Annotated in this window: 15 protein-coding genes; 10 read left to right on the plus strand and 5 right to left on the minus strand. The window is 39.2% G+C overall.

Annotated features, from left to right (window positions below; all coding sequences use genetic code 11):
* Positions 1-6 precede the first annotated feature (6 nt).
* A complete protein-coding gene (locus tag ACWM35_RS08320; RefSeq protein ID WP_454817250.1) occupies positions 7-864 on the minus strand; it encodes a hypothetical protein in 858 nt (285 codons plus the stop codon).
* Positions 865-1,122: 258 nt separating this feature from the next.
* On the opposite strand from ACWM35_RS08320, the gene ACWM35_RS08325 reads away from it, so the two are divergent.
* From ACWM35_RS08325 to ACWM35_RS08335, 3 genes are all read left to right on the plus strand, one after another.
* Positions 1,123-1,350 (plus strand): hypothetical protein, encoded by a 228-nt coding sequence (locus tag ACWM35_RS08325; RefSeq protein WP_454817252.1) that lies wholly within the window; start codon positions 1,123-1,125, stop codon positions 1,348-1,350.
* 45 nt (positions 1,351-1,395) lie between these two features.
* Positions 1,396-3,993, plus strand: coding sequence for a bifunctional acetaldehyde-CoA/alcohol dehydrogenase (gene adhE / locus ACWM35_RS08330; RefSeq protein ID WP_454817254.1), 2,598 nt, complete (start codon positions 1,396-1,398; stop codon positions 3,991-3,993).
* Positions 3,994-4,144: 151 nt separating this feature from the next.
* Positions 4,145-4,645, plus strand: coding sequence for a DinB family protein (locus ACWM35_RS08335; protein ID WP_454817256.1), 501 nt, complete (start codon positions 4,145-4,147; stop codon positions 4,643-4,645).
* Positions 4,646-4,724: 79 nt separating this feature from the next.
* On the opposite strand, the gene ACWM35_RS08340 is transcribed toward ACWM35_RS08335, so the two are convergent.
* A complete protein-coding gene (locus tag ACWM35_RS08340) occupies positions 4,725-5,093 on the minus strand; it encodes an SET domain-containing protein (RefSeq protein WP_454817258.1) in 369 nt (122 codons plus the stop codon).
* 127 nt (positions 5,094-5,220) lie between these two features.
* Entirely contained in the window at positions 5,221-5,415 is a 195-nt protein-coding gene (locus tag ACWM35_RS08345; RefSeq protein ID WP_454817260.1) for a small, acid-soluble spore protein, alpha/beta type, read from the minus strand.
* Between the two features lie 457 nt (positions 5,416-5,872).
* On the opposite strand from ACWM35_RS08345, the gene ACWM35_RS08350 reads away from it, so the two are divergent.
* The 5 genes from ACWM35_RS08350 to ssuD all read left to right on the plus strand — a co-directional run bounded on the left by ACWM35_RS08350 (position 5,873) and on the right by ssuD (position 10,340).
* The gene (locus ACWM35_RS08350) at positions 5,873-6,640 is read left to right on the plus strand and encodes an ABC transporter ATP-binding protein (protein ID WP_454817262.1); all 768 of its coding nucleotides are present in this window, start codon (positions 5,873-5,875) and stop codon (positions 6,638-6,640) included.
* A 20-nt stretch (positions 6,641-6,660) separates the two neighbouring features.
* Positions 6,661-7,668, plus strand: coding sequence for an aliphatic sulfonate ABC transporter substrate-binding protein (locus tag ACWM35_RS08355; protein ID WP_454817264.1), 1,008 nt, complete (start codon positions 6,661-6,663; stop codon positions 7,666-7,668).
* A gap of 59 nt (positions 7,669-7,727) precedes the next feature.
* Positions 7,728-8,552 carry an ABC transporter permease gene (locus ACWM35_RS08360; protein WP_454818128.1) on the plus strand — a complete coding sequence of 275 codons (825 nt, stop codon included), beginning with the start codon at positions 7,728-7,730 and terminating at the stop codon, positions 8,550-8,552.
* An 85-nt stretch (positions 8,553-8,637) separates the two neighbouring features.
* Positions 8,638-9,195 carry an NADPH-dependent FMN reductase gene (gene ssuE, locus ACWM35_RS08365; protein WP_454817266.1) on the plus strand — a complete coding sequence of 186 codons (558 nt, stop codon included), beginning with the start codon at positions 8,638-8,640 and terminating at the stop codon, positions 9,193-9,195.
* A 14-nt stretch (positions 9,196-9,209) separates the two neighbouring features.
* The gene (gene ssuD / locus ACWM35_RS08370) at positions 9,210-10,340 is read left to right on the plus strand and encodes an FMNH2-dependent alkanesulfonate monooxygenase (protein ID WP_454817268.1); all 1,131 of its coding nucleotides are present in this window, start codon (positions 9,210-9,212) and stop codon (positions 10,338-10,340) included.
* A gap of 41 nt (positions 10,341-10,381) precedes the next feature.
* On the opposite strand, the gene ACWM35_RS08375 is transcribed toward ssuD, so the two are convergent.
* Positions 10,382-11,500, minus strand: coding sequence for a CAP domain-containing protein (locus ACWM35_RS08375; protein WP_454817270.1), 1,119 nt, complete (start codon positions 11,498-11,500; stop codon positions 10,382-10,384).
* Between the two features lie 134 nt (positions 11,501-11,634).
* Positions 11,635-12,732: a 3-phosphoserine/phosphohydroxythreonine transaminase gene (gene serC, locus ACWM35_RS08380; RefSeq protein WP_454817272.1), complete on the minus strand. Its 1,098-nt coding sequence runs from the start codon at positions 12,730-12,732 to the stop codon at positions 11,635-11,637.
* Between the two features lie 190 nt (positions 12,733-12,922).
* Between serC and ACWM35_RS08385 the strand changes: the two genes are divergently transcribed.
* Both ACWM35_RS08385 and ACWM35_RS08390 read left to right on the plus strand, forming a co-directional pair.
* Positions 12,923-14,110 (plus strand): MalY/PatB family protein, encoded by a 1,188-nt coding sequence (locus ACWM35_RS08385; RefSeq protein WP_454817274.1) that lies wholly within the window; start codon positions 12,923-12,925, stop codon positions 14,108-14,110.
* Positions 14,111-14,291: 181 nt separating this feature from the next.
* Positions 14,292-15,482, plus strand: a complete 1,191-nt coding sequence (locus tag ACWM35_RS08390) for an aminotransferase-like domain-containing protein (protein WP_454817276.1) — start codon at positions 14,292-14,294, stop codon at positions 15,480-15,482.
* Positions 15,483-15,507: the final 25 nt, after the last annotated feature.

The following is a 15,507-nucleotide window of genomic DNA, read 5'->3' on the forward strand; positions in this document are numbered from 1 at the left end:
CTACTATTAATTACGGTAATGGCCATGATTCATTTCGAGTTCCAACACGTTATCTGAAGGAATTTCGACTGGATCTACTTCGGTTTGGTTGTAATCAGAAACCGTTAGTTCCATTGATAATTCGAGTTCATGAGATATTCCAAATTGATCTTTTCCTGTCACCACTGCTATGATGGTTTGCTGATCTAGATAATTATCCTTATTTACTTTAGCAACGAGTTTGATTTGCTTAACAGAGATGTCATGATCCAATTCTGGGATCGTTGGCTTAATGTGAAATTCTGAGTTTTCCTGATCCTGACTATCCTGAATCATGGCTGCGTGTTTTATCATTAATGTACTTAATGCATTGGCAGTAAGAGGAATCTCTTTCCCCGTAAGGTCAAGTTCGATGGTATGTGTACCGTTATTCTCTTCTGCAACGGTGATTTGCTGCTGAAGATTCTTGGTCATGACATCGATTAAATTTTCTACATCATCCTTTAATTCAGTTGTGTTTTTGTGATGTGGGTTGTTCATTTCCATTCTATAAACGGTATCGGCTCCAGCTTTTTTGACGAACCAACTGCCATCCTGTTTGTACATATTCATATTACTTTGTTTGGTTTCGTTTCGGAGATTGGTTGTAATGGCACTAACTTGATTTAACTTATCACCTTTATAAAGGGAATCCATCATAAAAATGACCTTGTCATTGTCCTCGAGATTAAGGCTCATGCTCATCGTTGCACTAGTGGCAGTATGAGTTTTCTTAAGTGCTGACTTGTATAGGTCAAAACCTGAAGTATTGGCTGAAATCGAATACACACTTCCAAGCATAATGACACCGCTTATTCCAATTCCAGCTATAAGTTTCTTGTTCATTTTGACTCCTCCATTCATTCATTTTTAGTACAAACACAGTCTAAGCGGAAGTTATAAACGGATTCTAAATAAAAGATTAAATTTTTCTTAAATCGGCTAACTTAAAATTCTTTGACACTATGCTTATGTGAATTGGGAAGAATTATCTATGTTAACAATTTGTATATATTTTTATCATATTTCTGCCATAGTTTGTTCAGTATTTCACATACTTTCCGTGCTAAGATGAACTTACAACGGAATAAGGAGTGATACATGATGATGGTTTGTGAATGGAAGGACTTCTCTACAGATGCTGAGACCTACACATTAGAACTTTTTGAAGAAACCATTGGCGATGAGTTTGAGGCGATGATGTATAAGGGAGATGAACAAATTCCTTCCTATATTTGGACAGTGAATTACGTCATTCTCGTAAAAAAATATACAAAGGTACTCACTGATATTTCTTTTGAAAAGATTCCTAGAAATCCCGTTTGTGAATAGCAGGAAAACAGATTCTATCATTTGATACAATTGGAGGTATTATTAATGGCTGTTGATGTGAAGGAAGTTAAAAATACTGTATCGGAAACAATTGACTGTTTAGTAGAAAATGGATTAAAGGCTCTTAAGGAATTCAAGGGTTTTGATCAAGAACAAATTGATGTCATTGTGAAGGAAATGGCGTTAGCAGGTCTTGATCAGCATATGCCGCTTGCAAAGCTTGCTGTTGAAGAAACAGGAAGAGGCGTATATGAAGACAAAATTATCAAGAATATGTTTGCAACAGAATATGTCTATCATAATATCAAATACAATAAAACGGTTGGCATTGTTAACGAAAACGAACATGAAGGTATCATAGAAATTGCTGAACCTGTAGGAGTAGTTGCTGGAGTAACACCTGTTACCAATCCAACCTCTACCACAATGTTTAAAGCTTTGATTTCAATTAAAACAAGAAATCCGATTATTTTCGCTTTCCATCCATCTGCACAAAAATGCAGCAGTGAGGCCGCTAGAGTACTTAGAGATGCAGCCATTAAAGCTGGTGCACCAGAAAATTGTATTCAATGGATCGAAACACCATCACTTCAAGCTACACAGACACTCATGAATCATCCTAAAATCGCTCTTATTCTAGCAACTGGCGGAGCAGGCATGGTTAAATCAGCTTACAGCTCTGGTAAGCCAGCACTTGGGGTAGGACCAGGAAATGTGCCATGTTATATTGAAAAAACAGCCAATCTTCATCAAGCTGTAAATGATTTAATTTTATCTAAAACCTTCGATAATGGGATGATTTGTGCTTCAGAACAAGCGGTCATCATCGATAAAGATATTTATGAAAAAGTAAAACAAGAAATGATTGCAAATAATTGTTACTTTTTAAATAAAGAAGAGAAACAAAAGGTAGAAAAATTAGTTATAAATGAAAAGTCATGTGCCGTTAATCCTGATATTGTCGGAATGGCCGCTTCTAAGATTGCCGCAATGGCAGGTGTAACAGTACCTGATCATACAAAGATACTGGTTGCAGAATTAGAAGGTGTAGGACCACAATACCCGCTATCAAGGGAAAAATTAAGCCCAGTGCTTGCTTGCTACAAAGTTAGTGGAGTGGAAGAAGGTTTAACAAGAGCGGAAGAAATGCTTGAATTTGGCGGTTTAGGACACTCAGCTGTCATCCACACTACGGATAATGAAGTCATTCGTCAATATGGATTAAGAATGAAGGCTGGACGGATTATTGTCAATGCACCATCATCACAAGGAGCCATCGGTGATATTTATAATGCTTATATGCCTTCATTAACTCTTGGTTGTGGTACTTACGGTGGTAACTCTGTATCAACAAACGTGGGTGCAATTCATTTAATTAACATTAAAAAAGTGGCAAAGAGGAATGTAAATATGCAATGGTTTAAAGTACCTTCAAAGATTTACTTTGAGAAAAATTCAACACAATATCTTGCAAAAATGCCTAAGATCTCAAAAGCATTCATTGTGACGGATCCAGGAATGGTAAAATTAGGTTATGTTGATAAAGTACTTTACTATTTGAGAAAGCGTCCAGATTACGTTCACTGCGAAATCTTCTCAGAAGTAGAACCGGATCCTTCCATTGAAACGGTTATGAAGGGTGCCGAAATGATGGCAAAATTCCAGCCGGATGTGATTATTGCTCTTGGCGGTGGTTCTGCAATGGACGCAGCAAAAGGAATGTGGTTGTTCTATGAACATCCAGATACAGAGTTCTTTGGACTAAAACAAAAGTTCTTAGATATCCGCAAACGGATTGTGAAATACCCTCATTTGGGTGGAAGAGCTCAATTCGTGGCGATTCCGACAACCTCTGGAACAGGGTCAGAAGTAACATCTTTCTCAGTTATTACGGATAAAGAAGAGAATTTAAAATATCCACTTGCCGATTATGAATTGACACCAGACGTGGCTATTATTGATCCACAATTTGTTATGACAGTGCCTAAGCATATCACAGCAGATACTGGTATGGATGTTTTGACACATGCATTTGAGGCGTATGTATCATGTATGGCAAATGATTATACCGATGGACTTGCAATGAAAGCCATCCAGCTTATTTTTGAATACTTGCCAAGAGCATATAGAAATGGTTCTGATGAAGTAGCTCGTGAAAAAGTGCATAATGCCTCAACAATTGCTGGTATGGCCTTTGCCAATGCATTCTTAGGCATCAACCATAGTCTTGCACATAAGCTTGGAGCAGAGTTCCATATTGCCCATGGTCGTGCCAATACCATCTTGATGCCGCATGTTATTCGTTACAATGCAACCAAACCGAAAAAGTTTACTGCATTCCCGAAATATGCTCATTTCGTAGCTGATAAACGATATGCGGAAATTGCTAGAACGCTGGGACTTCCTGCTCGTACTACAGAAGAAGGTGTCGAAAGCCTCGTTCAAGCTGTTATCAGACTAGCGCAAGAGTTAGAAATCCCAATGAGCATTAAGGAGAATAATGTTGAGGAAGCACTGTTTGAAAGCAAAGTAGATTATTTGGCAGAACGTGCATTTGAAGACCAATGTACAACGGCCAATCCAAAACTGCCATTAGTGACAGAATTAGCTGAAATTTACCGCCAAGCATACAAAGGAATTTAATATTTTGGAGAAAGCAATGCTCTTAACTGTTTATTGTTAGGAGCTTTGCTTTTTTGTATTTTAGAAAACCAGAGTAGCATTTTGTTATTAAATCTCCAAGTGCTATACTATGCACTGTAAGGTGTAAAGAATTAATATTGGAGGAATAATGATGTATCAATCTATTACTGAATTCACGGAAGAATGGAGCCAAGAAGCAGTTTCAACTCAAAAGATTTTGGATGCGTTGACCGACGAATCACTTAAACAAAAGGTTTCAGCTGAGGGCCGTACATTAGGTGAAATTGCTTGGCATATTGTAGCCAGCACACCAGGAATGCTGATTGAGTTTGGTATTACCGTGGATACGGTAGGAGACGAAAATACCGTTCCAACTTCCGCTAGTGAAATCGCAGAAACCTTCCGTAACGTAGGTGTCAACACGAGCGAAGCAATTAGACAACAATGGACAGATCAATCCTTAAGCGAAATGAAAAATGTGTTTGGCATGGACATGCCAAAAGCGGTAGCCCTTACTTTGCTTATAAAGCATGTCATCCATCATCGCGGGCAATTGACCGTTCTCATGCGCCAAGCAGGATTGAAAGTACCTGGGGTCTATGGTCCATCGAGAGAAGAATGGAGTAAAATGGGAATGGATGCTCCTAAATAGTAAAAAAAAGAAAAACCGTTTTCTACTATCAGGAAAACGGTTTTCATTTAAGTCATCAAGGAAGGGATTAATGCATTATTTAAAAGACATCAAACCACATTGGCTCATCGTCATCAGGATCACCGTTGTAATTGATTAGTATTTCTTCCCCCACTTTTATATTTTTATGGGCAAAAAAGTCAACCGTCTGATTTTTTAGATTGAGTTTGTACAAGGCATTGGGAGTATAGGAATGATTAAATAGAGAACCGTAACCCAGTGCTAATGCACAATCTTCAAGATCTTCGCCCCACCAGAAAACATATTCCATCATAATTGTTTTTTTCAAATACTTATACTCCTTACTTGGAGAAACAATGACCGGAGCTTCATGAATAAGTTCCCCTTTTTGAATCGGTTGGGTTGCAAATATCCCTCTACCATACTTCGATTTCTTAACTTCAAACACGATCTCTCACCACGCAGTTTTATTAGTGAAATCATTATTTTACTAATCTATGCTACATGGATTAAATGTGATAAACTCAGCGTAAAAAAGGGTGCCCAATTTGGACACCCTCCTTTGAAATCACAGGCTATTGACCTTGTTGATTTCGTAATGATTGTTCAGCGTAGGCTACGAGACGTTTGGTCATTTCGCCGCCAACTGAACCGTTTGCTCGTGCGGTCGTATCAGCACCAAGTTGAACTCCAAACTCGCCCGCGATTTCTTGTTTCATTTGATCCAGAGCATTGCCTGAAGCAGGAACCAAAAGTTTGTTTCTAGCCATGATACATCACTCCCGACTCGAGTTTTTGAGCAATCATAAAATTACTCGTATTTAATGTAACCTGTTTGGAAATCCTTCATTCATTTTAATTAAAAAGATATTTCTTATAATTCCTACTTGACTTATAGGGATAATCAAATTAATATAATCATTAATAAAAATTTTTCACACAAATAAGCCCACTAGACTTCTAGAGGCTCTTGATGAAAAGGGGAACACCCTTTAATCAAGAGCCTTTTTTATTGTAGGTTAAAAAGTGTGTGGTTGTTGATTTTAGCTCCCACCACATTGAATTTCTCTAAAGCCAATTTGTATTACATAATAAAGAAGCTGATCAGGCGTCTGAAAGCTGCTTACCTTTTATCAGAGGAAGCAGCTTTTTCTTTTAAGGAGGTGGGGGCAATGTGTTGTTGTTCCAAAATGATTTCAATGAATCAGTAAATTTAGGAGGGATAGAATGAGTGTCAAGATTGAATCTGTTAGCCGAATATTTATTAAATCACAGCAGGAAATTCATGCACTTAAAGAGGTTGAGTTAAAAATTAAAAAAGGAGAGTTTGTGACGATCATTGGCCCGAGTGGGTGTGGCAAGAGCACGCTCTTAAAAATCATTGCCGGACTTGATTCCCAATTCACAGGGAAGATAAGAATTGGTAAAGAACCATTAGCAGGCCCAGGGATTAAGCAGGGCTTTATTTTTCAAGAACACCGGCTCTTCCCATGGTTAACCGTTGAAAAAAATATTGCTGCGGATTTATCGCTTAAGAAACCAGAGGTTCGCACAAAAGTAGATGAATTAATTGAGATTGTCAGATTAAAAGGTTTTGAGAAAGCTTACCCTCGGGAGTTGTCCGGCGGAATGTCCCAAAGAGTAGCGATAGCAAGAGCTTTATTAAGGGATCCAGAGGTCTTGCTCTTAGATGAACCATTTGGTGCATTGGATGCTTTTACTCGAACACATTTACAAGATGTCCTGCTTGAAATTTGGCGAAGGAAAGGAACAACAATGATTCTAGTAACTCATGACTTGGATGAATCGATTTATTTAGCAAACCGTGTCGTGATTATGAGTCCGAGGCCAGGAAGAGTAAGTAAAATCATTCAAGTCGACTTACCTTATCCACGTAAAAAAGTGAATCGTAACTTTCAAGAAATAAGACAACAAGTGATGTCTGAATTTGAAAAAGCTGATGAACTTCAATTAATAGAAGGATCCGGAATCTAGACAGAGAGGAGATGGTAAAGGTGAAGAAAACCCTTGTATTAGGATTTATTCTAGTTCTTTTGTTTGCAGCAGGATGCTCTGCATCTAAATCAACTGGTACTAATAAGAAAGAAGAAAAAGTGACCGTTCAAATCGGTATTCAGCAAAGCCTAGGACCGTTGCTACTTGCCAAAAATAAAGGCTGGTTTAAAGAAGCATTTGCGAAATTAGGTGTCGAGGTAAAATGGACGGAATTTCAAAGCGGCCCGCCCCATTTTGAGGCAATTGCCTCTGACCGTTTGGATTTCGGGTTAGTAGGGAATTCCCCAGTAATTGCTGGGCAAGCCGCAAACATTTCCTTTAAAGAAATTTCTAATACTAGTGATGGACTAAAAGGAAATGCCATTCTTGTAAAAAAAGATAGCCCAATTAAAAGTTTAAAGGATTTAAAAGGGAAGAAGATTGCCGTAGCAAAAGGAAGCAGTGGCTTTAACTTATTGTACCGGGCCTTAGCTCAAGCCAATATTAAGCCAGAAGAAGTTGAAATTATCCAACTGCAGCCAGATGAGGCCCAGCCGGCATTTGAGTCAGGGGCAGTTGATGCATGGTCTATTTGGGAGCCATTTATCACTTTTCAAACGGTAGAGCAAAATGCAAGAATTCTAGAAAATGGTGAAACATTGAATGTGTATTCCCCTGGATTCACTATTGTTCGCACAAAATTTGCTGAGGAGTACCCTGAGTTGGTGGTTGAGTTTTTGAAAGTATATGAAAAGGCAGTAAAATGGCAGGGTGAAAATCTTGAGGAAGCCATTGAACTTTACGCCGAAGCAAAAAAACTTGATAAAGAGATTGTCAGGCAGGTATTAGAAAATAACCAGGCTATTAATCTCCCAATCACTAAGGAAATCATTCAAGCGCAGCAAGAAACCGCAGAATTCCAATATTCGATGGAGGCAATCAAACAAAAAATTGATACCTCAAAGGTAGTTGATAATTCGTACATCAAAAAAGCATTAGAGGAACTGGAAAATGAGACAAAAAAGTGAGGTGAGAGGAATTGAACAAAGCTAAGGCGATACCTACGAATGTTGGAGCTTTAACAAGCGTGAAAAAACCATTATTTAAACATAGAACAAAATCATTCAAATTTGAAAATAAAGTGAAAGTGATTTTGCGGGGGCTTATCGTACCGGTTTTCATCCTGATAGCATGGCAAATCATTGGCACGATTGGTTTTGTTTCGGAAACGATTTTACCAACCCCGACAGCTATTTTCCTCTCATTTGTCGAGTTAATCGTTACGGGTGAATTGTGGGGTCATATGCAAATTAGCATTTGGAGGGCTGCCCTGGGCTTTATCATTGGTGCTGGCTTAGGCCTATTACTAGGGGTTATCGTCGGGTTTTCTCAGAAAAGCGAGCAAGTGATGGATCCATCGCTGCAAATGCTGCGTACCGTTCCACATCTAGCTGTTGCACCACTATTTATTTTATGGTTTGGGTTTGGGGAGGTATCGAAAATTTTATTAATTGCCAAGGGAGCGTTCTTCCCCATTTACGTGAATACTTTTTTAGGAATTCGCGGTGTCGATGCAAAACTATTTGATGTGGTGCGTGTATTGGAGTTTAGTCGGCTGAAACAGATTACGAAACTCATATTGCCAGCTGCACTGCCCAATATCCTTCTTGGTATTAGGCTCTCACTTGGTGTCGCTTGGCTCGGTCTAGTCGTTGCAGAACTGATGGGCTCAAGTGAAGGGATTGGATACATGATTATGGATGCCCGCCAGTTTTCACATACAGAAATCGTTTTTGTTGGGATTATCATTTTCGCTGTTGTGGGAAAAATAACCGATTCCTTTGTCCGTTATTTAGAGGTGAAGCTGCTCAAATGGCGGGAAAATTTTAATGGTGAGCGCAAGGTTTCTTAAATCAAAATTAAGATGATTTTCCTTCGATCGAAATCCGACTAAACAACTATGTAAACTCAAAATTGAAACTAAAGGAGAGTTGAAGATGACAAATATTGTATTGATTTCTGGGAGTCCCTCTCTTGTCTCAAGATCACAGGCAGTAGCGAATTTTGTCGCCAAGCTATTAAAAAAGGAAGGCAATCACACGGTTCAACAAATTAACGTCCGTGATATTCCTCCACAAGATTTACTTCATGCCAAATTTGATAGTGCAGCGATTCAACATGCTCTATCGGTGATTTCAGAGGCAGAAGCGGTAGTGGTTATTAGTCCAGTTTATAAGGCCAGTTATACAGGGATCATTAAATCTTTTTTTGACTTACTTCCAGAAAAGGCATTGGCCGATAAAACGGTTCTTCCGATAGCGAATGGTGGAACGGGGGCGCATTTACTTGCAATTGAATATGCGTTTAAACCTCTATTTTCTGTTCTAGGTGCTACAGATATCGTAAATGGCGTATTTATTGTGGATTCACAAGTTCAATATTCAAAAACAGAGCTGACGTTTCTTTCCAAGGAGACGGAACAACGGCTGCGAAAAAATGTTTATGAATTGGTAAGTCGAGCTGGGAAAAATTCTGAATCATTAATTGAACAATAAGGGGTGGATGAAAAGTGGAAATGTTATGGTTTATTCCTTCTCATGGTGAAGGGCGTTATTTAGGAACATCCATTGGAGGACGTAGCGCAGATTATTCTTATTTCCGGCAAGTGGCACAGGCAGCTGATCGTTTAGGATACACGGGAGTATTAATTCCAACAGGAAGAACATGTGAGGATCCGTGGATGTTGGCGGCCTCATTAATTCCAGAAACCGAACGGTTAAAATTTCTTGTGGCTGTTCGTCCTGGTCTAATGGTACCTGCTGTTGCAGCTAGAATGGCCGCAACGCTAGACCGAATTTCTAATGGCCGTCTGCTAATTAATGTCGTTGCTGGCGGAGATCCGGTTGAATTGGCTGGGGATGGTGTATTTCTCAAACATGATGAACGCTATGAAGCAACCGATGAATTTTTAACAATATGGCGATCCTTATTAGAAGGAAAGCATGTTGATTATACAGGAAAGCATTTGCGCGTGGAAGGGGGAGGATTGATGTTTCCACCTGTGCAGCAGCCTCATCCGCCGATATATTTTGGAGGTTCTTCCCCTGCAGGGCAAGCCGTTGCAGCAAAGCATTCGGATGTGTATTTAACCTGGGGTGAACCACCGGCACAAGTGGAACAAAAGATTAATGAGGTCCGAAGCTTGGCAGAGAGGGAAGGAAGGACGGTACGCTTCGGTATTCGTCTCCATGTCATCGTCAGAGAGACAGAGAAAGAAGCATGGGATGCTGCAGATCGCTTAATTCAGTATGTAAGTGACGATATGATTGCTGCTGCTCAAAATGTTTTTGCTCGGATGGATTCAGTCGGGCAAAAACGAATGGTCCAGCTGCATAATACCCGAAGAGAAGCCCTTGAAATAAGTCCGAATTTATGGGCAGGCATTGGTTTAGTTAGAGGAGGAGCCGGGACAGCGCTAGTCGGTGATCCACATCAGGTGGCTCAAAGAATGAAAAGATACGCTGATTTAGGTATCGAAACCTTTGTGTTATCAGGTTATCCTCATCTTGAAGAGGCTTATCAAGTCGCAGAATTGGTTTTTCCCCTACTGCCAATAAAGTCACCTGAACAAAGGGATAGAGAGAATTTGCGAGGTGAGATCGTGGGCAAAAGTTATTTTACCGAGAAAATGAAATCGTAAGTAAAGGAGGCCACTATCTTATCTAGATGGTGGCCTTGGTTTCATTTTGCAAAATAATTCTGCGTATAGTAGGGGTGAGATTCCTGGTTAAAGGCGACGCCAACACCTAAATACTCGAAATCCTTCTGCAAAATATTTTTACGATGTCCTAGCGAATTCATTAATCCTTCATGAGCAAAAATACTGCTAAATTGACCGTATGCTAGATTCTCTCCAGCTAATACAAAAAAGACATCATCCGCTTTCATTCGATCAAATGGCGATTGCCCTTGAAGATTTTGGTGATCAAAATAATTATTCTCAGCCATATCCGCACTATGCTTGCGCGCTGTTTCGCGGACATGATCATTCCAGGTAAGGATGGGCAGTCCATGTTGAACCCTGGCTGCATTCGTCAAATCAAACATTTGGAATTCAAAGCCTTCTTTTAATTCAGGACTTGCTTTTGTATAAAAATCTCTCTTTTTTTCCTCTAATTCCTGGTTAATTAGTTGTATGGCGGTTACCGTATTATTCTCATGTATATCATAAAAAATCGTCACGTACGAATCATCAAGCTTGAAGATATCGTAGTCTTTGTTTTCCTGGAATTGATAGACGACCATTCCTTTTTGAATATCTGTGATGGGTTCGCCAAGAGCTGCACGAACACTCTCTTTTGTGCTCCCCATTTGTATCCCTTTACTTGAGGCAATTAGCTCTTGATTGGTATAGAAGCCAGCAGCTTTATTTTTTTCATCATACATGACCATAAAGAAATTATGGTAATCCTGATGATAGGAATACCAATTGGTTTCATATTCATTTACTGATATTCGTTTGGCGGCACCCAAATTTGCCTCAATGTCTTCTTTCGCTTCGCCTAGTTGGAGATTATGGATTGAAAATATTTGTTCAGATGGGGGTTTTAATTCTATTTTTTCCTTTGGCTCAGTTTCTGGATTTTTCAAAGAAGGATTTTCTATATCAAAGCCAAATTGCGTCAACAGCTGCTGAACATCCGTATATACGGTTTGAAAGGTTTCTTTTAAAATACTAGTTTCAGTTTGAATTTTATCCACGACTTGGCCGTATTCCGTGTTCTCAAGCTGTTTATCAAGAAGTGGCCAGGAAAGATATATAATAAATAAAACGGCTATCAGCATTAGAAAACGACCCACTATCTCTTCCTCCATTTCTACTATGAATTTTAGCCCAATTAGTAAAAATGTATAAGTAATCTGCTTGGCTGAAGCTTCTTACATTGCAAATTCAAAGAAAATCACCATCTGTAAAGGGATGGTGATTGAAGCAGCTAACTATTTTTCAATTGAAAGTGAGTCATAAATTCACGGAATGCATGGCAAGTCTCATATGGAACAGCATTATAGGTAGATGCTCGGCAGCCACCAATGGAGCGGTGTCCGTTAATCCCTACAAAACCTTCTTGCTTTGCTTCTGTTAAAAATTTGCTTTCTAGTTCTTCTGTTTTTAAGTTAAAGGTAATATTCATGAGAGATCGGCTATCAGGCAAGGCATGGCCACGATAAAAACCTTCGCTCCGATCAATGACATCATAAATAAGTTGGGCCTTTTCCTCGTTCCGTTTGGCGATTGACTGTAAACCACCAAGTTCTTGAACCCATCCTAGAACCTCTCCAAGCATGTATATGCCAAAGGTTGGCGGTGTGTTATATAGAGAATTATTTTTAACATGCGTGCTGTATTTTAACATCGTCGGGATATTTTCATTCGCTTTCTCTAGTAAATCCTTCCGAATGATCACGACTGTTACACCTGAAGGACCAAGATTTTTTTGCGCACCTGCGTAAATCAGGCCAAATTTGCTGACATCAATTGGCTTAGAAAGAATATCGCTCGACATATCTGCAATCAAGGGAACAGTACCGGTGTCAGGGAAGTCTTTCCATTGAGTCCCGTAAATCGTATTGTTGGAGGTAATATGCAAATAAGCATCCGCCTCATCATATTTTATTTCTTCAAGGTTCGGAATATGACGATACTTCTCTTCCTTCGTGGAAGCTGCTTGAAAGACATTACCAAATAGTTTGGCTTCTGCTAATGCTTTTTCAGACCAAGATCCCGTCATGACATAGCCAGCATTTTTCCCTGAGTGTAAAAAGTTCATTGGAATCATGGAAAATTGAAGGCTTGCTCCACCTTGTAGGAAAAGCACTTCATAATTGTCAGGAATTGATAATAATCCTTTTAGTCGGTCAATCGCCTGATTATGAACTTCTTCAAATGCCTTACTGCGGTGACTTAGCTCCATGACTGACATTCCATTGCCCCGGAAGTCAATTAGTTCCTGCTGTGCTTTCTCGAGAACAGCTAGCGGAAGGGCAGAGGGGCCAGCATTGAAATTATATGTCCGTTTTACCTCAAGTTTCATTTTCTTCACTCCAATATTTTATTTATTAGAATATATCATATTTTGAGATTTTTGCGATAAAATTTTAACCCTTTAATGTATTAAATGGGATTTTTTAAAGCAATCAAGTGGAAAAATAGGGCAGAATGAATTACGATTTGAGTGTAATGCCTAAACAATGCAAGAATTAAAATTGAGAGGTTGATTTCAAATGAAATATAACTTTGATGAAATTGTCAATCGAAGAGGGACCTATTCAGTAAAATGGGATGGCGGGCAGCTAATTAAAATGATGGGTCTAACGGAAAGGTATGATGAGGAGACAATCCCATTATTTACCGCAGATATGGATTTACCGATCCCTCAACCAGTAATCGATGCATTACATAAAACGGTTGAACATCGAATTTTTGGATATTCCATTTTTCCTGATGAGTATTTCGAAGCGGTTCAGCATTGGTTTAAGAAGAGACATGATTGGGAATTTGACAAGGAAGAAATCATCTACAGTCCAGGCACGGTTCATGCCTTAAATATTGCCGTTCGAGCATTTACGAATCCAGGAGATGGGGTCATTATTCAGCGGCCTGTTTATCCGCCATTTACCTCTGCAATAGAAGCAAATGGCAGAGAGGTGATGAATAACGCGCTTGTAGTAAATAGTGAAGGCTATTATTCGATTGATTTCGCCGATTTCGAAGCAATAGCAAAAGAAGAAACGACGAAAATGTTTATTTTATGTAATCCACATAATCCAACGGGCAGAGTCTTTAATCAAGAAGAGCTGCGGAAACTGTCTGAGATTTGTGCGAAGCATGATGTCCTAATTGTCGCGGATGAAATCCATGGAGATTTAGTAAGGCGAGATCAAACCTTTCTACCCATTGCAAAAGTGGCCGATTCTACCGATCATATTGTCACTTTTACTGCCATTAATAAAACCTTTAATGTGGCAGGGCTTCATTGTACGAATGTCATTATTAAGAATCCTGAACTTCGGAAAATCTTCAGCGGTGTAATGGGCTTTCATTTGCCTTCTCCTTTTACCGTTTCGGCCTTAATTGCAGCATATAAGGAGGGAGAGGATTGGTTGGAACAATTAAAAGATTACATTGACGGTACAATGGAATGGACCATCGAGTTCTTATCTGAGAGAATGCCGAAAGTAAAGGTGAGAATTCCCGAGGGAACTTACATTATGTGGATGGACTTTAGTGGGTATGGACTGACTCCTGAGGAAGTCCATGATCGAATCTACAACAAAGCAAATGTGCTACTAGAAGATGGGAAAATGTTTGGGGAAGAGGGATTACAGTATCAAAGAATTTGTATTCCGTCACCGCGCCCCCTTATCAAAGAGGCATTTGAAAGAATCGCTAGGGAATTTGAAGACGCTTAGACAGAAAAAGTAACCTATACCTTATTGGTGTGGGTTACTTTTTTGCCATTTGGCTCAAATTTTGATATACGATTAATTTTTCTAAAAATTATGAAAAAACACTTGATTATTTTTCAACAATATTATATGATTTGCGATAATATTTTTTAATTCTAAATCATTTAAAAGGAAGCGAATTTTTGTGAATTATTTATTTTCTCCTCAAACTAAAAACTATGAATCATCAGCAGTAAGAGACATTCTCAAAGTAACGCAACAAGGGCACGTCATTTCGTTTGCAGGAGGATTGCCAGCAGAAGACATTTTTCCGATTGAAGCAGTAAAAACTGCCTATGAAAAGGTATTTTCCTCAGGAAAATCTGCTTTACAATATGGTTTAACAGAAGGATTTATACCACTTCGAGAAGCCGTCCAAGCAAAAATGGAGCGAAAAGGGATTTCATCGCATCCTGATCGGATCTTACTCACCACAGGTTCCCAGCAAACGATAGACTTGTTCTCGAGAATCATGCTATCCGAAGGGGATGTAGTCCTCACGGAAGATCCTACTTATCTTGCGGCCTTACAAGTATTCCGTTCATACGGTGCTAAGGTAGTAGCCGTTAGCAGTGATGAGTATGGAATGGAACCTGAAGATTTACAGGCAAAAATGGAGCAATACCAGCCGAAATTTGTTTATATCATCCCGACATTTTCTAATCCAGACGGGAAGGTTTGGAGTAATGAAAGACGTCAGAAACTACTTAGCCTTTGCTATGAAAATAACATTCTTGTCCTTGAAGATGATCCTTATGGGGATATTCAATTTCATCCTGAGGAACAGTATCATCCAATCGCAAGCTTTGATCACCAACAAACACATGTAGTCTATACAAGTACTTTTTCAAAGTCCGTGGTACCAGCGCTAAGAACTGGATGGGTGACCGGGCCAGCTGAAGTCATTAAAATGATGTCACAGGCAAAGCAAATGAATGATCTTCATTCGAGCAGCATTGACCAACAGGCCCTTTTCTATTTACTGCGTGACTTCGATCTTGATTCACATATTGAACGTATTAGAAGTGAGTATTATGACCGAATGACTATCATGACGGACTTTTTAAGTAAAGTCGGTTCCGATTTATTTACATTTAAGAAACCAAAGGGCGGAATGTTTATCTGGGTAGAAGGGAATGAACAGCTAAACACAACCACATTACTACATGAAGCAGTAGAAGAGGGTGTTGCCTTTGTCCCTGGAGCTCCATTCTATGTTGACCAGCCAAAGTACAACACATTCCGGTTAAACTTTAGCCACTCCACTCCAGAAAAAATAAAGATGGGAATGGATCGCTTAGTTAGCGTCATGTTAAAGCCTGAAAAAGTGAAGTAAAACGAAAACTCAGCTGTTTCAATGG

It is taken from the genome of Neobacillus sp. K501, from assembly GCF_053749995.1.